Below are 19,852 nucleotides of genomic sequence, written 5' to 3'. Positions count from 1 at the left end.
CTCACGGATCCCGACCAAATAATGAACAAATAAAAAGAAACTATATTGCTTCTTTATGCTTTTTTCGATAAGCATAGTAAAATACAATCGGTAATACTGTAAATGATAACAGCATACAGATAATCAATCCTCCTACGATCATGATTGCTAAAGGTTTTTGGATTTCAGAACCCATTCCGTTGGACATTGCTGCCGGAAGAAGTCCCATGGAACCCATCAAGGCAATCATTACCACCGGACGTATTCTGCTTTTCACTCCTTCAGAGATCGCTTCTTTAAGAGACATTCTGTTCTGAAGGTTTTCTTTCATCACTCCAATCAGGACGATACCGTCAATGGTAGCTACCCCGAAAAGGATAATAAAACCAATTCCTGCAGAGATTCCGAAAATAGTTCCCGTAAACCATAGTGATAAGAATCCTCCGATGAATGCAAATGCCAATGTAATGGAAGAGATCAAAGTATCTTTTACATTCCCGAAATTGAAATACAACAACATTAGAATCAATACAAGCGATATTGGAACTACCATTGCCAATTGTTTTGCCGCTCTTTCTTTGCTTTCAAACTCTCCTGCCCACGTCATTTTATGGTTTTTTGGAAGTTTCACATCTTTATCTACTTTTTCTTTTGCTTCTTTAATAGCACTTCCCAGATCTCGCCCTTCAATATTAAATCCTACTCCAATGTATCGGCTGTTCCCTTCACGGTAAATAAAAGATGGTCCGGTATGATAATCAATGGTTGCAATTTCCTTCAATGGCACTTTTTTATTATCCTGAGTCGGAATCAGAATATTACCCATTTTTTCAGGGGTATCACGATAATCTTTTTCAAATCTCAGCATGACATCAAACATTCTTTCCTGTTCGTAAAACTTGGTCGCTGCCTGTCCCCCAATCGTCATTTCAATAACCGCCTGTGCATCTGCTGTGGAAACTCCGTATTTTGCCATTTTTGAATCGTGAAGCTGTATTCTCAATTCAGGAAGTCCGATATTTTTAAAGACATTGACATCTGAAATTCCCGGAACAGTTCTGATGGAGTTCGCTACCTGATTCGCATAATTTTCGAGTTCAAATAAATCGTTTCCGAAAATTTTAATTACCAATGGAGCTTTTACTCCTGCCACATATTCTTCCACATTATCCTGAATCGGCTGGCTGAAACCAAAGTTGATTCCCGGATATTTTTCAAGGGAAGTTCTCATTTCCTCAAGAAGTTCTTCTTTGGAGATCTTTTTCTTCCATTCTTTTTCAGGTTTCAACTGGATATTAAATTCAATATTAAAGAATCCCGTAGGGTCTGTTCCATCATTGGGACGTCCGGTTTGGGTCATTACGAATTTCACTTCATCATACTTCATTAAAATCTCCTTCATTTCTTTGGTAAGACGTACGGATTCGTCAAGGTTTACGCTATTCGGAAGTGTTGCACGCACATAGATTGCCCCTTCATTAAGCTTAGGTAAGAATTCTGATCCATAGTTTGAAAATCTCCATCCGCAAATTGCTAATAGGGTGAGAAAACCAATCAAAAAGCCTTTTTTATAACGAATACTGAATTCATAAATTCTATAGATATTCACTCTGAAGAATCTCGAAATAAAGTTCTCTTTCTCCTCAATATTTTTAGTCAATAAAAGCTTACACATTGCCGGAACATATGTTAAACTCAAAATCAACGAACCTAGCAAAGCATATCCTAATGTAAATGCCAATGGTGAGAACATTTTACCTTCCACTTTCTGGAATGAGAAGATTGGTAACAATGCAACAATCAGAATTAATAAGGCAAAGAAAATATAGCTTGCTACACTTCCGGCGCTCTTCTTAATGATTCCAAGCTTGGAAATTTTATTAAACCTTCTGAGTCCTATTTTCTTGGCTTTAAGTTCGAGGGCGACAAATACATGTTCTACAATAACGAGCGTACCTTCCAGCAACAAACCGAAGTCAAGCGCTCCCATAGAAATAAGGTTAGCCGGTAGTCCCTGAATTTTCAGCATAATAATAGCAAAAAGGAATGCCAACGGAATTACTGAAGCCACAATAAAAGTAGTTCTCCAATTGTACAGGAATATAAATACAATGATGGAAACCAAAATAACTCCTTCGATCAGGTTTTTGGAAACTGTGTTTACAGTTGTATTCACCAGCTCAGTACGATCAATGATCGGAACAATCTGAACATCGCCAGGTAGTTCTCCTCCATTCAGCTCTTCAATTCTGTCTTTAAGTCTTGCAATAACTTCGCTTGGATTTTCGCCACGAAGCATGATCACAATTCCTTCTACAACATCATTTTCTTTATTATAACCTACCTGCCCTAATCTTGGTTTTGCAGAAATTTTTACTTCAGCAACATGTTTTACCAAAATAGGGGTAGAACCTTTTACTTCAATCTGAATGTTTTCAATATCCTCTTTTTTCTCTAAAAGACCAATCCCCCGCACTACATAAGCCTGATCTCCTTTTGCAACAACATCTCCTCCTACATTAATATTACTCCTCGAAACCGCTTCATACACATCCAGGGGGGAAAGGTCATAATTGTGTAATTCCGTAGGATTAATTTTTATTTCATATGTTTTTTCTTCTCCCCCAAAGCTCACAACATCAGCAACTCCGGGAACGGCAAGCAATTCTCTTTCAACCACCCAATCCTGAATAGCCGTAACTTCTTTAATGGGAAGTTTACTTTTAATAATGTATCTGTAAATTTCTCCGGTTGCTCCTGATGGAGGCTCAATACTATATTCCGCACCGTTGGGTAAATCTACATTCCCGAGTTTATTGGAGGCATATTGCTGCGCATAAAAGTCATTGACATGATCATCAAAAATCACGGTAACCACCGACAATCCAAATAAAGAAATGGAACGCACCGATGTTTTATTGGGAATGGCATTCATTTCTTTGGAAATCGGAAGGGTAACAAATTTCTCTATTTCTTCGGCACTTCTTCCGGGCCATTGGGTGATTACTCTTACTCTTGTATTGGTAACATCCGGGAATGCCTCAATAGGTGTATGTATATAGGAATAGATTCCTCCAATCAACAAAAGGAAAGTCCCCAGAAGAACGATCAATGAGTTTTTTAAAGAAAAGGAAACTATATTCTGTACAAATTTTCGCATTACTTCTTGGAATTATTTAATTGTGTTTTCAGGTTTTCGTAGATCAGTAATCCATTGGATGCAATGACATTTTCACCTTGGTTTAAGTTACCCTCCACATAGATGTATTGGTTGTTGGAAGCTATTTCCGTCACTGGTCTGATCTCCAGTTCACAATCTTTTTTATACACCACTACATAGCTTTGGTTATTATCAAAGATTAAAGCCTTCGCTGGAATAGCCAGCGCACTTTTATTCTGGGAGTTAACTGGTAAAACAACATCTGCTGACATTCCCGGTCTTAGCTTCATCCCATTATTATCCATAATGATTTTCGCCTTTAATACTCTTTCATTTTCATTAAAAACCTGCGAAATATTATTGATCTTTCCTGAAAAGCTGTCATCAGGATAAGCCAAAGTCTTTACAACAACCGGCTGATCTACATAAACATGTCTCATATTGGTAGCATATACATTTGCCATCACCCAGACTTTATCCAAATTGGAAATAGTAAAAAGCTGATCTCCGCCAGCAGTCACGGGCATTCCCTTAGAAATATTTTTAGTGATCACATAACCGTCTGCTGGTGCTTTAATCTGAAGTGTACTTCCTCCCGCGGAATACAACTGCATATTTTTCTGGGTCTTGGAAATATTAGATTGTAATATGGTAACTTCAGCTTTTGCTTCCTGAAGATCTTTTTGAGAGGCTATATCATCTTTGTACATAGCTTCTACGGACGCAAGCTTTCTTTTCGCAACTGCAAGCTGTGCCTGCAATGTCTGGGTATCGTCCTGCATTTCATTCACCGCTGTACTTTTTACACTTGCCAGCACCTGCCCTTTTTTCACGTAATCTCCAAGAGAGAAATAAGTATCTGTAACAACTCCATCCACAAGACTTACGAACGGAACTGTTTTATCAGAATTACTTTCCACTTCTCCGGTAAGCGTTATACTTTCTTCGATGGGAAGCATTTCTGCTTTGGCAAGTTTAATATCTTTTTTAAGTTCTTTACTGATACAATAGTTTTTTTCTGCTTCAGCATTCTGCTTTTGATCTTTACAGCCTGTAAGTGTAACTAGGGCAGACAGGTATATTGCTGCAATATATTTGGTAGTGTTCATTATTATAGATGTTTATGTTTTTGATAAGGAAATGAGGAATTTTATTTTAAAACCATGATGCCTTATAAGTCTTGTCCTACAACATATTGCAGGTTTTCATAGTATTGATTAAGTTCTTTTTTAGTATCCAGAATGATCATCTTATTTCCGATGTAGGTATCCAGAAAGTCCATATATTCCAGCATGCTGATATTTCTTAATCTGAAATTCTTTTCATGGCTTACCAACAATCCATCCAGTGTGGATTCATAAGTATCATCTATTTCTTCAGAAACTTCCTGAGTACGGATATAATTTCTGAAGATGGAAACAATTTCATTCTCAGATTTCAGCATACTTTTACGGGTTTCATTCTTACTTTTCTCAATCTCAAGTTTCGCCTCCTGAATATTTCCTTTATTTCTATCGAAAATGGGAAGATCAACGGAAAGACCTAATCCAATAAAATCTTTCATAATATTTCCGCCACGGTCATATCCTATTGAAACCGCTACATCAGGTGTTTTCATCGCATTTTGAATTTCAAGATTCTTTGCTGCGTGTTTTTCTTTATTTTTAGAGATGAGAATGTCTGGACGATTTTCTTTTGCTTTATCCAGCCATTGCGTTAATTCAACTTCGGAAAGCTGTTTCTCCGGCATGGTAAAAGCATCTGAAATTACGAGGTAATGATTAGAAGGAATCATCAACAAAGACTTCAATTCTGCCTGCTGATCTTCAATTTCCTGCTTTAGCGAAACAAGCTTTTTCTTAAACTCAATTTCCTGTGCCTTCAGACGGATATATTCCGCTTTACTGATATTCCCAAGGTTTAATTGGTTATTGTAAGACTTTGTTAATTTTTCGATAGAAGCGATTTGTCCCTGATAAATTTTCTGCTGTTCCTGATTATATAGGATCTCCGTAATCGTATTTCTCAGCGTCTTTTTAATTTCACGTAATACTTCCTGCAATTCATATTTCTCACCTTCTACTTCTATTTTCTGGAGCTCAATATTTTTTCTTCGCTTTCCTGCCGTTTGAATCACCTGCTCTATTTCCGCAGAGATCTGAGTATTCTTCCCCCAATTTCCAATAAGTGCAGGTTGTTCTTCAATATCGTAAGTTCTCCAAAGATTTACTTCACTGATACTTAAGGTAGGATTAGGCCAGTATTTAGCCTGTACAGCTCTTGCTTCTGCCTGAGAGATTTCAAGTTTCTGAGCAATAAGATCCAGATTTTTGGATAGAAAAATTGTTTCAGCTTCCTTTCTGTCAATTTTCAAAGTGTCTGAAATCTGAGCTGAAAAGAAACTGAAACAAGGAATATAAAATAGTGTAAAAAAGATTTTCTTCAAGGTCTTTATTTTAAGACCACAAAGCTATTCGTCTAATATTAGAGGGAATTTCGAGTGAAATTAAAATTCAATTAGTTCAACATTAGAGTTCGATTAGAATATTTTTAAATATGCTCGCTGATTATGGAGATTTAGCAGATTTTTTTAACACGAATAACACCAATTTTTTCACGAAGAACACAAGTTATGGAAAGCTGGGAGATCAATTCTGATGAAAAAATTATTTACTGTGCCCACTGATTAAGGAGATTGAGTAGATTTTTTAAACATAAATAACACGATAAAATCATATCACACAATATTTTTTTTCACAAACATCCGCGTAATCTGCAAAATCTGCGAGAGCCATACAAACATCAATAGAAACGGACTTTAGTCCGTTTATCTCTGTATTTAAAATCCAATTGGCTTTAGCCAAAACTTAAAATACTTAGATTGAAGGAAACAAAAGCAAAACACTCGTTCCCACATTTATTGTAGAATCAATTTTCATTACAATATGATGATGATCAAAAATGCTTTTAGATAATGACAACCCAATGCCGCTTCCTTTAACATCATCCACATTCTTTCCTCTGTAAAAAGTATCTGTAATTTTCAAAAGATCTTCAGCATCAATTCCTTTCCCTTGATCTTTGACCTCAATATTCAATCTGTTATTATTTTCAGACAGCGTAATAACGACGGGATGATTCTGAGAATATTTAATCGCATTTTCTACAATATTATAAAGAGCAAGATATAAAAGAGTTTCATTTCCGGGTAATTCAAGCAAAGTTGGTTTTGCTACCTGAAGATCTATTTTGAGAGTTGAATTTTTCTCTTTTGCCTTAGATTCCAGCTTCTCATAAATCTTCCAGATCAGTTCATCTACTCTTACCTGTTTGTGTGAGGATTCTAGCTTAGTCATTCCTGACATTAAAAGAAGATTATTGAGTATATTTTCAATTTCATACACGTTTTCCAAAGATTCTTTGGCTACCTTTTTATACTCTTCAGGGGTTCTGTCTTTTTGAGCAAAAACTTCAAGATTACCGGAAATAGCAGCTAAAGGAGTTTTGAATTCATGAGAAACATAATTGATGAAATTCTGTTGGAGCAAAACATTTTCTGAGATACGACCTAATAATTTATTATAAGATTTGATAAGATCTTCAATCTCATCGTTGGTATTTGTTGATGTAATAGCTGTAGAAATATTATTGTAATCTACTTTATTAATACGTTCCACCACATTTGAAATCGGTTTATAAACAACCTTTGAAAGATAACGGCTCAGGAAATAAATCGCCAGCAATCCGATAATAAGCACAGAAAGCATAATAATGGAAAGCCGCCATATCTGCGATTGGAAGGAATCATTCGGTGACTTTACGAAAACAACAAAATCCCCCTGATTATCCGGATAAAAAATCCCATAGTAAAACTGATTATCAGACATAAACTGCGTTCCTTTATTGTTCCTTGCAGCCTGAATATGAGATAGTTTTATGTTCTTGTCATTTAGATTCTGCCCGAACGTTACTTCATTATTCTGATTATAAACCGCTACTCTATTATTCTGGATCAGATGATTGTATTCATTTTTGATCTGGGCATGTCTGTCCTTTGGCAACTCATCCTTTTCCAAATAATAAATAGCAGAAATAAGCGCCGTATTCCTTAGCTTTTCAAAATAAAAGATCTTCGTACTGTCATAATAAGCAAAAAATATCACCGCAGATGTGATGATAGAAACAATGCCAAACGAAAGGCTGGAAATAAGGGTAAATCTACTTCTGAGCGTCATTTAATCTTTAATTAAATATCCTGTTCCTTTTACCGTATGAATAATTTTCTGTTCCGATTCATCAATTTTATTACGGACATAGGAAATGTAAACATCTACTACATTCGTTGCACTGTCAAAATCAATTCCCCAAACGTTGTGTAAAATCTGAGTTCTGCTCAATACTTTATTTTTATTCTCCATAAGGAAAGTAAAAAGCTTGTATTCTGTAGGAGAAAATTCAATTTCATTCCCATTTTGAGTCACTTTATGAAGATCCGTATCGATCGTAATCGTGCCACAAGACAAAAGAGTATCTTCTTTCTGATAGCTTAATTTATTACGTCTTGTTAAAGCTTTAATCCTTGAAATCAATTCTTCAAAGTGAAAAGGTTTAGATAAATAATCATCTGCTCCCAGATCCAGCATTTTAATTTTATCATCAGGACTGTTCAATGCACTTAAAACCAAAATTGGGGTATAGTTCCCTTTAAATCTTATAATTTGAGTAAGCTGCATTCCATCCAATCCGGGAAGCATTATATCCATTAAAATAATATCAAAATCATAGGTATGAAGAATTTCGCGGGCTTTTTCTCCGGAATCTGCAAGCGTAATATTGTGTCCCGCCTCAGAAAGCCCTTTCAAGAGGAAACTGCTAATTCTCTGATCGTCCTCTACCAATAAGATATTCATAATGTTTCTGAAATTTCCCATAAATATAAGGATTCTGATTGAAGAAAGGAAGTTGAGGGAATCACTTCCAAAGTTTTCAGAACTGAATTATAGGATGCAAACTTCCAGCCTTTTTTCATAATTTTGAAGAATGGAGATGACATATTTACTTATCGGATGTATTGTGGGTGGAGCATTAGGAGCCATTATTTTATACTTTGCCCTGAAATCGTCTACGGTTTCAAGAAGTTCTTTTGATGAATTAAATTTCTTACATATCAAGAACAAATCTGATCTTGAAAATTCAAATATAAAAATCCAGGAACTGGCACAAAACCTTGTTAAAGAAAAAGATTCAAATATAGAACATCAAGATCTTCTGAATGATCTGAAAAATGAATTTGCAAAAATATCCGCTCAACATTCTTCACTGAACGCTCAATTTCAGGAACAAAAACAAATAATTACCAAACAGGATTATCAGATAGAAACTCTCATTGCTGAGAAGCAGAATTTCTTTGCTAAAAACTCCGAACTTTCTGCACAAAACGAAAGCCTGCAAAAATCTCTTATTACCCAAAAAGAAGAAATTACAAAAATTCAGGAAGAATCCAAACTACAGTTTGAAAACCTTGCCAATAAAATTCTGGAAGAAAAAACAGAGAAGTTTACCACTTTAAATCAAAATAACTTAAAAAACATCCTTGAGCCATTTCAAGAGAAAATCGCTGACCTTAAAAACAGAGTCAACGAAGCGTATGAAAAAGAAAACAAAGAGCGTTTCTCTCTTGCTGAAAAAGTAAAAGAACTTGCTGAACTGAATCAACAGATTTCGGAAGATGCTAAAAAATTAACCCGTGCATTAAAAGGAGAAAGTAAAACCCAAGGAAATTGGGGCGAAATGATTCTGGAAAGTATCCTTGAAAAATCAGGATTGGTAAAAGGCAGGGAATATTTCCTGGAACATGAGCTTCGTGATGAAGACAACAAAGCTTTATTTTCAGAATTTTCCGGTAAAAAAATGCGTCCCGATGCTGTTGTAAAATATCCGGATGAAAGAAATGTCATCATAGATTCTAAAGTTTCCCTTACAGCCTTCACAGAATTGGTAGACGAAACCGATCAGGATGTTTATATGATGAAACTTAATCAGCACCTAGGTTCCATCAAAAACCATATTATGCAGCTTAGCCAAAAGGCATATGACGATTATGGAAAATCCTTAGACTTTGTGATGATGTTCATTCCAAGTGAACCCGCTTATATTGCGGCTATGCAGGCAGACCAAAATCTTTGGAACTATGCCTACGAAAGAAGAATTCTTCTCCTTAATCCAAGTAACCTGATCACCTCCCTGAAACTGATAGCAGACCTTTGGAAACGTGAATACCAGAACAGAAACTCCCTTGAAATAGCAGAAAGAGGAGCAAAACTATATGACAAGTTTGTAGGGTTCGTAGATAATCTTGAAAAAGTAGGAAGAAATCTTGATCTCGCCAAAAATGTTTACAATGATGCTTATAAACAACTTTACACGGGAAATGATAATCTTGTGATCCAGACTCAAAAACTAAAATCATTGGGAATTAAAAACAAAAAGGATCTCCCTCAAAGCCTCATTGACAACAGTAATTTAATAGAATAAAAACTGAAACACCATGAAAAAATCCAATCTTATCCTATTAATATGCCTTCTTTTTTATCTCGCTTCACTTCCCTTCACAGCAGTATATGCAAAGGACCATGAAATGAGCGGACTAGCCTGCGCATTATTAGGCTGGGCAGAAATGGAGGGCGGCGGAATTGCATGGCTGGCAAATCCACTTCTATTTTTTGCTGCTTTTTCTCTTTTATTAAAAAAAACTAAAATATCAGCAGCCATCAGCCTGATTGCATTTGGACTTACCTTTTGCTATCTATCCGTTGGCGAAATTACAGTAAACGAAGCTGGACATCAATTTCCAATTACAGGATATGGACCTGGATATTTTCTTTGGATGGCAAGCTGCTTCACTCTATTATTGGGGAGTATTATTCTTATGATTACTTCTAAGAAAGTTTAGGATAAAACCTATAATTTGTAAAAATCTAAGGTATGCTTGCTTTTACACCCTATCCTAAATCCCAATCTATAAAAGAGATATTATTTTCCTCTCTGGCAGCAGGAATTTTAGTATATCTTTTCCTGATTATTTTCCAGCCATTTGGTACGGAAAGTTTCCATCATCCTTACAAATATCTAATTCTCTTTCCTTACACTGTTATTTTTGGAAGCTCTTTCTTTGCTTCAGATCTTTGCACTTCCAGATTTAAGAATTGGAATATCATCTCGGAACTTTTAAAAATACTTTTGATTTTATTTCTGGGATCTACTCTTTCTTATTTCTATAATTCATTATTTATAAGTCATGTAGCGCTTAGTTTCGGAAATTATTGCTATATGTTTTTGTATTCCCTTTCTATAGGTATTCCTATTTCTGCTATTTATATTTTATCAAGATATATTTATTTGAATTCCCATAAAAATATAACCCCAAATAATACTCCACAGCAGATTGAAACTCCAGAACATTCTATAAATACTATTCTTAGGATTTCTGCAAACAATACAATCTTGACCATTGCTGAAAAAGATTTATTATGTGTTCAATCTATGGAAAACTACTGTACGTTATATTATTTGGAAAGCAATACAGTTAAAAAAATATGGCTTAGAATAGGTTTATCTAATATATTAACTCAGATCCAAACCCAAACGATCAAAAGATGTCATCGTTCTTATATCATCAACCTCGGAAAAGTAAAGAATATTAAAGGTAATGCTCAAGGTTATAAATTATTTCTTCCGGAAATAGATTTTGAAATTCCGGTATCGAGAAGCTTTATATCAATTATAATTCCCGAATTACAACATATTAAAACATAAAGGTTTGCTATTAGTCACTATTTCTTGATGTTCATCACATTAAATTGTTCTCTATTCTGGAAAGCTACACTTTTGCTCAAAATAATTAACATGAGTAAAAACATTCGCTTCTTTTTGATCTTTATCTTAGGGTTTGTAATCTATTATTTCTTTGATCTATTTTACTTTAAAAATATACAGCATTTTATAAAAGAATTATTTCGCAGTAAGGCTCTAGCCCATGTATTAGCATACACTATTACTTTAATTCCTATAATCATTACTCTGAAAATTTTATTTCCCCAGAAGAAAATCTTCAACTTGTTCTCTTTAGATCAAAATGTACTTAAAGGCTTTACCCTAGCATTCATTGGAACCTTTCCCATTTTAATTGGATACATATTACATTTTAAAATAGCACATACACTCAGCTTTGAGTCACTGTTCATCAATACTATTTCATCAGCATTTTTTGAGGAAATCATATTCAGAGCCTTTCTCATAGGAATATTATTTAGGTTTACTAAACTGGGATTTCTTTCTTCTATATTATTCGGATCTTTATTATTTGCGCAGGTTCACTTATATCAAAGTCAGAACACAATAGAACTTATTGAGATATTTGCCATTACATTTTTAGGTTCTGTATTTTTCACATGGGTATATTTTGAACAAGATTTCAATATTTGGGCTGCTATATTTCTACATTTTTTCATGAACCTATATTGGGAAGTATTCAATGTATCGGAGAATGTTTCCGGAAACTTTTATGGGAACCTTTATAAACTTTTATCTATAATTCTTATTACAGGTATCGTGATTTACGATAAAAAGAAGAAGAAAAAGACATTTCAGATTACTGGGAAAACCCTTTTTATAAAAACTAGAGAAGTTCAATCATAAATTTTGCATAATTTTGCGAAATGTTGATAGAAAGTTTTCAAAACGAAAAAATAAAAAATGTCACTAAGCTTCTTACTGACAACAGGTTTCGTAAAAAATCAAACGTATTCGTTGTAGAGGGGCAGCAGGAAAATGCAAGAGCCATACAATATGATTTTGAGCCTGTGGAATTCTTTATCTGTGAAAATATCTTTAAGGAAAAGCTTCCTAATGGGAAAATTCATTATGTAAGCGATAAAGTATATGAAAAAATAGCTTACAGAGGCAGTTCCGAAGGGATTATTGGTGTATATAAAACAAAAGACACTCCTCTTACATCTTATAAACCAAAAGATAATTCCACTGTTATCATCGTTGAAGGAGTAGAAAAACCGGGAAATTTAGGTGCTATACTGAGAAGCTGTGAAGCATTTGGAGTAGATGCCCTGATTGTTGCTGATGGAAAAACAGATTTTTATAACCCAAATGTAATCAGATCAAGCGTAGGCTGCCTTTTCGGAATGGAAGTTTATCAGGCTGAAAACGAAGAAACATTCGAATTTCTTAAGAAAAACAGTTTTAATATCTATACAACATTGATGGATGAAACTGCTGAAGATCTTTATAAAAGAGATTTCACGCAGCGTTCTGCCGTTTTATTTGGTACAGAACATTCCGGGTTAAGTAATTTCTGGATTGGAAAAGGAAAAAACACTCTGATTCCGATGGCTGGAAGTATAGATTCTTTAAATCTAAGTAATGCCGTAGCAATCACCTGCTATGAATCTTTAAAACAAAAGAAAGGATAAACACTAAAGGAATATAACATCGCTATATTCCTTTTATTTATTATAGACTACTTCACCTTCGATGCAGGCTAAGGGAATGATTGATTATAAAGCATAAAAAAACCGTTTCACAGGGAAACGGTTCTTTTATTTTTAAGCTTAAGCTAGAATTATTTCTTAGCAGCATCTTTAGCAGCATCAGCAGCACCTTTAGCAGCATCAGCAGCACCTTTAGCAGCGTCAGCAGCACCTTTAGCAGCATCTTTAGCAACTTCAGCTCCAGCAGCAGTAGTAGCAGCAGCAGCATCTTTAGTAGCTTCTACAGCAGTAGTTGCAGCAGAATCAACAACTTTAGCAGCAGAATCAGTTACAGTAGCAGCAGAATCAGCTACAGTAGCAGCAGCAGAATCAGTTGTACCTTCAGTAGCTGTAGCGTCAGTTTTTTTACAAGCAACTAGAGAGATTGCAGCGATAGCAGCTACGAATAATGACTTTTTCATAATAAATTAAATTTAATTTTGTTAATATTGTTTTATAAAATTTTCTTCTGTTCTGTTATTTGAACAAGACAAAGGTATAGCAGTTAGAAAGTTTGTCTATGAAAAATAATTGTAATACCTTTGTAAAATAGTTTTACAAAAAAACATAACTGATAATCAACAATTTAATTATTTTAAAAAAAATTGACAGATTTAGATCTATTACACTTTGAACAGCTAAAAAAGGATGTCCAAGGTCAATATTTAAAAGAATATACCCCTTCGCAGGATGACATATCCAAGTGGAAGGGTATAGATATCATATATTTTCAGGAAGACCTACGCAAAAAAGCGAAAGGTAACATCAGCGAAAAATCATTTTACACGTATTTCAAAAACTCACCGGTCACCAAATTACCAAGAATTGACATGCTCAATTTATTGAGTATTTATGCGGGTTACGACTCATGGTACGAATTCAAAAAACAGCATCTTTTTGCCGGAGAATTATTATTGGAAAATGAAAATCTGGAAGAAGAAGACATCAATGAATTGGAAAAAACAGTTTCTGAAGCTCCTGAACTTCTAAAAACTGAAATTCAGCCTAAAAAAGTTGAAATCCAGACTCCCAAAAACGCTGATTTACAAAAAACAAACACTGAAAATCAAGAAGTTAATAAAAAACCAACAACCACAACTGAAGTTGAAACTTCAACAATTCCAACTAAGAAAAATTTCTTCAAAAAGAATGCTTGGGCCCTTATTACTTCAGTATTAATTGCAATTACTGGTTTGTTAGGATTCAAAGACGTTCTTTTTTCAAAAACTTACACGTATTGTTTTATCGATAAGGACAGAGGTGTTTCTGTGATTAACACATTAGACATAATGGTAATCAAGGAAAACGAATCTCCTTTGATGTATAAAATAAAACCAGGCGAGTGTTTTTCATATTCTACCAAGGATAAAAACCTTAAAATGAAGATCAGTGCTGCATTTTATGAACCGCTGGAAGTCAACAGAAACCTGGAGAATGCTCCTGGAGAAGAAAAAATCGAGCTTAAACCTGATGATTACAAGATGGCGGCTTATTATTTCTCCAGAAAAGATATTACAGGAAATTCAGAAGAACAGGTAGCCCTTATTAAGCAGAAAAGAAATCAGCTGGAAAACTTAATCAGTAATAATGCGGTTATTTATCAGGTGTATGACAACAACACCTATGGTATTGAAAAAATAGACAAACAAAAGTATATCACCCTCGTTACAACCCCTACTACATCCCTCAAGAATCTGAATGTAATAGAAATGAAAAAAGACAACGGTAAGATCGTATCCATTAAATTCAAAATTGCGACTACAGATGAAAAAAATAAATAACTTTTTACTTCTCTCTATACTTCTGACTTTATTTTTTGCCTGTAATAAAAAGACAGAAGCTAGTGATTTAGATAAACTTCGAAACAGCAATAACACAAAGAGCTATCCGGCTGTACAAATGGATAGCATGCAGGCCATCAATACTATTACCAAGCAGAAAGTTCAGGAACTTCTTGATCTTTCCACACTTTATGTAAGTGGAAACAGAAATACGGAAGTAGACAGCTTTATATATTCTCAGATGGAAAGCTATTTCCACAAGCCGGATTCTTTGACCTTTAAAAGAATGTTTAAAGAACTCGACAGTATGAAAGTAAAGGCAGCAAAGGTAAATTCACTTAACGTTTACAAGGAATTCTATAAGAAAGACACCTTAGATTACGCCAAATTCAATGTAGAATATTTTGACGATAAGAATAAGTCTTTGGGAAGTTTTGAGAAAAATGCACAGTATATCCTGTTGTCAACATCCAAACTGAAAAAAGAATTCAAGTTCTATTTCTTAGACTTTTATTCCAAGCCGCTTAAGAAAGACAGTACTTCTGTAGAAGTAACCAAATAGTCCAGGGGAATATCATTCTTCCAGACATCATCGATATATTCATCGGGGTCAAAGTAATTGACTCCGATTTTTTTTGTCTCAAGGGAAATACTTTGAAAAAGCCCGTCATAAAAACCTTTTCCATACCCTACTCTGTTTCCTTTTTTATCGCAATATAAAAGCGGAGTAATAACATAGTCAAAATATTTCTCTCCCGAATCTTCATTAGAAACAGGTTCAGAAATTCCCCATTGACTCGTTTCAAAAGCCGAACCCTCAAAAATTTCAATATTGACAAGTTCATCACCAACAACTTTAGGGACAAAAACACGGATATTATGCTCAAAAAAATAATTAATGAAGATTTGGGTATCAATTTCCTTTTTAGTCAAAATAGGAAGGAAAACATGCGCTTTTTGGCATTCTTTAGGGTTGAAGTAGTCTATAAAGTTTGCAAAGATCTTTTCAGATAGCAAAAAAGCCTCATCAGTAGATAAGGCTTTTCTTTTTTGCATATATTTTTTTCTAAGTTCAGCTTTTAACATTATTAAATATAATTAAAATAATCTTACCGAACCAGTATATTTATAGGCTATGCGTTTTCAGCGGGTTGTAATATCTTATACAATTTGTCTGATAAACGAACTCTAAATGGAATTTCAAAAGTGATCTGATCTCCTTTCTTTGCTGTTTCACAAGGACCTCCATTAGCAAAAATTTCAGTAATTGTAAGTTCTTGCTCACCAGTTGTAGGTCCTGAAACTAAAACTTTATCTCCAATTGATAATTCTTGATTTTCAATTAAAAACTGTCCGATTTTTGATTTTGAGTAATAGTGCTCAGCTTTTCCAACCAATACTTTCTTAACGGCAATTTTCTGTCTGATATTCTTTGTTTCAGCCTTTGCTAAAGGTTGAGTAGATAAGTCTCCTGAATTTTTAAATTTCAACGCATCAGATTTACCTTTTCTGAAAACTTTATTTCCAACCTGTAAACCTTTTCTGAGTTTCACCTGCTCTTCCCAAGGCATATGAATAGTTTCCAGACATTCTGTAGAACAGGTATTTTCCATAGCAGCCTTACATTCATCACATTGGATAAATAACAGATGACAAGCATCGTTTGCGCAATTTGTATGATTATCACAAGGCTTTCCACATTGGTGACATTGAGAAATAATATCATCTGTAATTCTTTCTCCTAATCTGTGGTCAAATACGAAGTTCTTTCCAATGAATTTACTTTCAATATTCTCTTCCTTTATCTGGCGCGTATATTCAATAATTCCGCCTTCCAATTGATAAACATTCTTGAAACCCTGATGTTTGAAATAGGCACTCGCTTTTTCACAACGAATTCCTCCTGTACAATACATCAAAAGGTTTTTATCTTCTTTAAAATCCTGTAATTGCTCGTTGATAATCGGTAAACTTTCTCTGAAGTTTTCAACATCCGGAGTAATTGCTCCTTCAAAATGACCGACTTCACTTTCATAATGGTTCCTAAAATCCACTACAATTGTGTTCGGATCATCAAGCATATTGTTGAATTCCTGTGCTTTTAAGTGAATTCCTTTGTTGGTAACATCAAAAGTCTCATCATTCAGTCCGTCAGCAACAATTTTATTTCTTACTTTAATGGTAAGTTTTAAAAAGGAATAATTGTCTTGATCAACCGCTACGTTTAAACGGATTCCTTTCATAAAGTCGTAAACTTCCAGCGTATCACGAAAAGCCTCAAACTGGTCTGCAGGAACACTCATCTGAGCATTTATACCCTCATGGGCAACATAAATACGACCTAATGCATCAAGGGCATTCCAGGCTATAAATAAGTCGTCACGAAATTTTTTGGGATCTTCAATTTTGGCGTACGCATAGAAAGACAATGTAAGGCGGTCCTTACCAGCTTCATCAATAAGTTTAGCTCTTTCTTCTGCGCTTAAGGTGTTATACAGTTGCATGCTATAAACGTTTTAAGTGAGAAAAATATTTTTGCAAAGATAGTCATTTTTAATAAATGATAAATCATGAGTAATTACAGCTTCTGTAAATGTTCATTTTTTCATATTATTATTTTCTGTGATCATACTATTACAAAGTGATATTGCGTCACATTTCCTTTAATATTTTTTTAATTTTTGTTAACTCTGGCATTAACAATTATGACATAATGCATAAAATGACATAATACCCGTTAAATTTTAGTTAAAATTGAAACATAGCATACTAATTGCTTACTTATTTAACATTAAATTTGTTTACTCAAAAACAATAATTATAAATTAATTAATAAACAAGAAAGATATACAATGAAGAGTACTTTAAAAAAACTATTACCATTTGCAGTAGTCGGAGTAATCTCAGGAGCTACTACCGTTGGAGCTATACAATATTTTGGTCATGGCTCTAATAATGGAGATCAATCTTATTTCACAACAGCAGCCCCTACAGCATCATTCGCTGGAATGAATACGGGAGCAGTGGGTGATGATTTTGTAAAGGCAGCTAAGACAACCGTTCCGGCTGTAGTTACCATTAAAAACTATCAAAGCAGAACAGCAAGCAGAGCTTCTGAGCAGGATTTATTCGATTTCTTCTTTGGAGATCCATTTGGAGGAAGAGGACAACAAAGGCAAAAGCAACAGGCTCCGGAAAATATGCCTTCAGGAATGGGTTCTGGGGTAATCATTTCTCCTGACGGTTATATCATCTCAAACAACCACGTTGTAGCTGGTGCCAATAAACTTGAAGTTGTACTAAGCAACAAAAAATCATATATCGCAACTTTAGTAGGAACTGACCCGAATACGGATATTTCCTTATTAAAGATTGAAGAAAAAGGACTTCCTTACTTGAACTTTGCTAACTCAGACAATATTGACGTTGGACAATGGGTATTGGCAGTAGGAAACCCACTGGGATTAAATTCTACGGTAACAGCAGGGATTGTTTCTGCTAAAGGAAGAGGAATTGGTATTTTAGGAAGCCAGGGGAAAGCAACTAACCCAATAGAAAGCTTTATTCAAACGGATGCTGCTATTAATCCGGGTAACTCTGGTGGTGCATTAGTAAATACTAACGGAGAACTTATCGGTATTAACTCTGCTATCCAATCTACAACAGGATATTATCAGGGATACGGATTTGCCGTTCCATCTAATTTAGCGAGAAAAATCGTTGAGGATATTAAGAATTTCGGTATCGTACAAAGAGGATTCTTAGGAGTTTCATCGCTAGATCTTTCAAACGACCAACAGGTTCAGGCTTACAACAAACAATACAAGACTACAATTAAGTCAGGTAGCGGAGTCTATGTAACTGGATTTGGAGATAATAGTGGTGCAGAAGATGCAGGATTGAAAAAAGGAGATATCATTACTAAAATAGACAACTATGACATCACCGATTTTGCTGACCTGTCTATGTCTATTGGTAGCAAACGTCCTGGTGATAAAGTTCAGGTAACTTATTCAAGAAATGGTAAAGAATCTACAACAAGTGTAACTTTAAGAGACCAGAAAGGAGGAACTTCTACAAGAACTAAAGCTGACCTTAGCGTAACGGAAAAAATCGGAGCTGAATTTGATCCTCTTACTGAAAGATTCAAAACAGAATATGGTCTTAATAGTGGTGTAGTTAGCAAAAATGTATCTGAAGGAGGTGAAATGGCTAAAATCGGAATCGTAGACAACTATATCATCATTGAAATCAATGGCAAGCCAGTGAATTCGCAAAAAGACATCGAAAGCATTCTGAATAAATACCAAGGAAATGTTCAGGTGAAATTTGTAGATGACTACGGAAGAATGTACACTAAAGGATTTAAAATGCCTTAATCAAGAACTAAACAATAGTTATTTTCATATCACAAAGAAAAACCGCTGCAAGTATTTGCAGCGGTTTTTAATTATTTATCAACCTGAATTCAGGTTATTTAGATTTATTTATTTTTTCTGAGATTCTTTTCTTCTTATTACGCTCGTAGATTACTTCTACAATCTTACCACCAATCCATGAAAACGGAAAAAAAGTAAGAAAGATTGAGATTTTATAGAATGTAGGGTGATAAGGAAATATAATCACATCCAGCATCGCAATGAAAAGCATAATAAAACCAATCAGAATAGCATAGGCAACTTTGGCATATTTAACGATGATAGCGGTTGCAACACCTCCAATCGTAGTTCCCAGTCCGGAAATAAACAAAAGAAAACCAAAAAACGCCTTATCATCCTTCATACTGAAAAGAAACCTTTGCCAATGTTCAAAAGGAGCAAAAGCCTCGAAAGTAACCCATTGCGGAAAAACCCTAATACCAAGGGTAATGATAAGCCCTGCTATACCAAGACCCACTAACACCGCAATTGTATTTCTTATAAAATTCATTAATCCTGATGTGCGATCATAGAAATTTCGATATCCACATTTTTAGGAAGGCAAGAAACCTGTACTGTTTCACGAGCAGGATAGCTTTCCGCATCTAAATAAGAAGCATAAATATCATTCATTACAGCAAAGTCATCCATACTTTTAAGGAAGATGGTTGCTTTTACAACATTCTTAAATGTCATTCCGGCTTCAGTAAGAATTGCCTCAAGATTTTTCATTACCTGGTGCGTTTCTTTTTCAATTCCTTCTACCAGTTTACCAGTTGCCGGATCTACAGGAATCTGTCCAGAGATGTACAAAACTCCGTTCGCCATATTAGCTTGTGAATAAGGTCCGATAGCTGCTGGTGCATTCACCGTGTTGATTATTTGTTTCATATTCGGATATTTATTTTTATGCATGAAATCACCATTATTTACTTTTAAAAAAGATAATCAATAGAAATTTCATTAAAGTTT

The 19,852-nt window shown here is 34.7% G+C and carries 18 protein-coding genes; 8 read left to right on the top strand and 10 right to left on the bottom strand.

Annotation, left to right across the window (positions count from 1 at the left end; all coding sequences use genetic code 11):
* Positions 1–40: 40 nt before the first annotated feature.
* From BW983_RS12310 to BW983_RS12290, 5 genes are all read right to left on the bottom strand, one after another.
* A complete protein-coding gene (locus BW983_RS12310) occupies positions 41–3,139 on the bottom strand; it encodes an efflux RND transporter permease subunit (protein ID WP_076552223.1) in 3,099 nt (1,032 codons plus the stop codon).
* Positions 3,139–4,248: an efflux RND transporter periplasmic adaptor subunit gene (locus tag BW983_RS12305; protein ID WP_076552222.1), complete on the bottom strand. Its 1,110-nt coding sequence runs from the start codon at positions 4,246–4,248 to the stop codon at positions 3,139–3,141. The genes BW983_RS12310 and BW983_RS12305 overlap by 1 nt, the downstream gene beginning before the upstream one ends.
* 62 nt (positions 4,249–4,310) lie before the next feature.
* Positions 4,311–5,585 (bottom strand): TolC family protein, encoded by a 1,275-nt coding sequence (locus BW983_RS12300; protein WP_076552221.1) that lies wholly within the window; start codon positions 5,583–5,585, stop codon positions 4,311–4,313.
* 430 nt (positions 5,586–6,015) lie between these two features.
* On the bottom strand, positions 6,016–7,374 hold the full coding sequence (locus BW983_RS12295; protein WP_076552220.1) for a HAMP domain-containing sensor histidine kinase: 1,359 nt from the start codon (positions 7,372–7,374) through the stop codon (positions 6,016–6,018).
* On the bottom strand, positions 7,375–8,049 hold the full coding sequence (locus BW983_RS12290) for a response regulator transcription factor (protein ID WP_076552288.1): 675 nt from the start codon (positions 8,047–8,049) through the stop codon (positions 7,375–7,377).
* A 130-nt stretch (positions 8,050–8,179) separates the two neighbouring features.
* Between BW983_RS12290 and rmuC the strand changes: the two genes are divergently transcribed.
* The 5 genes from rmuC to BW983_RS12265 all read left to right on the top strand — a co-directional run bounded on the left by rmuC (position 8,180) and on the right by BW983_RS12265 (position 12,624).
* Complete coding sequence (gene rmuC, locus BW983_RS12285; RefSeq protein WP_394333187.1) at positions 8,180–9,673, top strand: DNA recombination protein RmuC; 1,494 nt, start codon at positions 8,180–8,182, stop codon at positions 9,671–9,673.
* A 13-nt stretch (positions 9,674–9,686) separates the two neighbouring features.
* Complete coding sequence (locus BW983_RS12280) at positions 9,687–10,091, top strand: hypothetical protein (protein WP_076552218.1); 405 nt, start codon at positions 9,687–9,689, stop codon at positions 10,089–10,091.
* A 32-nt stretch (positions 10,092–10,123) separates the two neighbouring features.
* Positions 10,124–10,954 (top strand): LytTR family DNA-binding domain-containing protein, encoded by an 831-nt coding sequence (locus tag BW983_RS12275; RefSeq protein WP_076552217.1) that lies wholly within the window; start codon positions 10,124–10,126, stop codon positions 10,952–10,954.
* Positions 10,955–11,044: 90 nt separating this feature from the next.
* Positions 11,045–11,836, top strand: a complete 792-nt coding sequence (locus BW983_RS12270) for a CPBP family intramembrane glutamic endopeptidase (RefSeq protein ID WP_167369982.1) — start codon at positions 11,045–11,047, stop codon at positions 11,834–11,836.
* Positions 11,837–11,856: 20 nt separating this feature from the next.
* A complete protein-coding gene (locus tag BW983_RS12265) occupies positions 11,857–12,624 on the top strand; it encodes a TrmH family RNA methyltransferase (protein WP_076552215.1) in 768 nt (255 codons plus the stop codon).
* 149 nt (positions 12,625–12,773) lie between these two features.
* On the opposite strand, the gene BW983_RS12260 is transcribed toward BW983_RS12265, so the two are convergent.
* Complete coding sequence (locus tag BW983_RS12260; protein WP_065395887.1) at positions 12,774–13,103, bottom strand: hypothetical protein; 330 nt, start codon at positions 13,101–13,103, stop codon at positions 12,774–12,776.
* Positions 13,104–13,286: 183 nt separating this feature from the next.
* Here BW983_RS12260 and BW983_RS12255 point away from each other — a divergent pair, with 183 nt between their 5' ends.
* Together BW983_RS12255 and BW983_RS12250 are read left to right on the top strand one after the other, a co-directional pair.
* A complete protein-coding gene (locus tag BW983_RS12255; RefSeq protein ID WP_076552214.1) occupies positions 13,287–14,462 on the top strand; it encodes a hypothetical protein in 1,176 nt (391 codons plus the stop codon).
* Positions 14,446–15,024 carry a hypothetical protein gene (locus BW983_RS12250; RefSeq protein ID WP_076552213.1) on the top strand — a complete coding sequence of 193 codons (579 nt, stop codon included), beginning with the start codon at positions 14,446–14,448 and terminating at the stop codon, positions 15,022–15,024. The genes BW983_RS12255 and BW983_RS12250 overlap by 17 nt, the downstream gene beginning before the upstream one ends.
* Here BW983_RS12250 and BW983_RS12245 read toward each other — a convergent pair.
* Positions 14,973–15,518, bottom strand: a complete 546-nt coding sequence (locus BW983_RS12245; protein WP_394333186.1) for a 5-formyltetrahydrofolate cyclo-ligase — start codon at positions 15,516–15,518, stop codon at positions 14,973–14,975. The two genes, BW983_RS12250 and BW983_RS12245, sit on opposite strands and share 52 nt — an antisense overlap.
* A gap of 77 nt (positions 15,519–15,595) precedes the next feature.
* Positions 15,596–16,966, bottom strand: a complete 1,371-nt coding sequence (gene trhO, locus BW983_RS12240; RefSeq protein ID WP_076552211.1) for an oxygen-dependent tRNA uridine(34) hydroxylase TrhO — start codon at positions 16,964–16,966, stop codon at positions 15,596–15,598.
* 348 nt (positions 16,967–17,314) lie between these two features.
* Between trhO and BW983_RS12235 the strand changes: the two genes are divergently transcribed.
* A complete protein-coding gene (locus BW983_RS12235) occupies positions 17,315–18,841 on the top strand; it encodes a trypsin-like peptidase domain-containing protein (RefSeq protein WP_076552210.1) in 1,527 nt (508 codons plus the stop codon).
* Between the two features lie 94 nt (positions 18,842–18,935).
* Here BW983_RS12235 and BW983_RS12230 read toward each other — a convergent pair whose 3' ends face one another.
* Both BW983_RS12230 and BW983_RS12225 read right to left on the bottom strand, forming a co-directional pair.
* Positions 18,936–19,391 carry a hypothetical protein gene (locus BW983_RS12230; RefSeq protein ID WP_076552209.1) on the bottom strand — a complete coding sequence of 152 codons (456 nt, stop codon included), beginning with the start codon at positions 19,389–19,391 and terminating at the stop codon, positions 18,936–18,938.
* A complete protein-coding gene (locus BW983_RS12225) occupies positions 19,391–19,771 on the bottom strand; it encodes a RidA family protein (protein WP_045491236.1) in 381 nt (126 codons plus the stop codon). Before BW983_RS12225 ends, BW983_RS12230 begins: the two co-directional genes overlap by 1 nt.
* Positions 19,772–19,852 lie beyond the last annotated feature (81 nt).

Source organism: Chryseobacterium ureilyticum (assembly GCF_900156735.1).
In the GTDB taxonomy this organism is placed as follows: domain Bacteria; phylum Bacteroidota; class Bacteroidia; order Flavobacteriales; family Weeksellaceae; genus Chryseobacterium; species Chryseobacterium ureilyticum.
Note: the sequence above shows the minus strand (reverse complement) of the source record. Positions and strands in the feature narration are given on the sequence as shown.

Coding starts and splice junctions, on each gene's coding strand:
- BW983_RS12250 (WP_076552213.1), top strand. CDS start 14,446: ATGAAAAAAATAAATAACTTTTTACTTCTCTCTATACTTCTGACTTTA.
- BW983_RS12290 (WP_076552288.1), bottom strand. CDS start 8,049: ATGAATATCTTATTGGTAGAGGACGATCAGAGAATTAGCAGTTTCCTC.
- trhO (WP_076552211.1), bottom strand. CDS start 16,966: ATGCAACTGTATAACACCTTAAGCGCAGAAGAAAGAGCTAAACTTATT.
- BW983_RS12305 (WP_076552222.1), bottom strand. CDS start 4,248: ATGAACACTACCAAATATATTGCAGCAATATACCTGTCTGCCCTAGTT.
- BW983_RS12270 (WP_167369982.1), top strand. CDS start 11,045: ATGAGTAAAAACATTCGCTTCTTTTTGATCTTTATCTTAGGGTTTGTA.
- BW983_RS12230 (WP_076552209.1), bottom strand. CDS start 19,391: ATGAATTTTATAAGAAATACAATTGCGGTGTTAGTGGGTCTTGGTATA.
- BW983_RS12225 (WP_045491236.1), bottom strand. CDS start 19,771: ATGAAACAAATAATCAACACGGTGAATGCACCAGCAGCTATCGGACCT.
- BW983_RS12260 (WP_065395887.1), bottom strand. CDS start 13,103: ATGAAAAAGTCATTATTCGTAGCTGCTATCGCTGCAATCTCTCTAGTT.
- BW983_RS12235 (WP_076552210.1), top strand. CDS start 17,315: ATGAAGAGTACTTTAAAAAAACTATTACCATTTGCAGTAGTCGGAGTA.
- BW983_RS12265 (WP_076552215.1), top strand. CDS start 11,857: ATGTTGATAGAAAGTTTTCAAAACGAAAAAATAAAAAATGTCACTAAG.
- BW983_RS12275 (WP_076552217.1), top strand. CDS start 10,124: ATGCTTGCTTTTACACCCTATCCTAAATCCCAATCTATAAAAGAGATA.
- rmuC (WP_394333187.1), top strand. CDS start 8,180: ATGGAGATGACATATTTACTTATCGGATGTATTGTGGGTGGAGCATTA.
- BW983_RS12280 (WP_076552218.1), top strand. CDS start 9,687: ATGAAAAAATCCAATCTTATCCTATTAATATGCCTTCTTTTTTATCTC.
- BW983_RS12245 (WP_394333186.1), bottom strand. CDS start 15,518: ATGCAAAAAAGAAAAGCCTTATCTACTGATGAGGCTTTTTTGCTATCT.
- BW983_RS12310 (WP_076552223.1), bottom strand. CDS start 3,139: ATGCGAAAATTTGTACAGAATATAGTTTCCTTTTCTTTAAAAAACTCA.
- BW983_RS12295 (WP_076552220.1), bottom strand. CDS start 7,374: ATGACGCTCAGAAGTAGATTTACCCTTATTTCCAGCCTTTCGTTTGGC.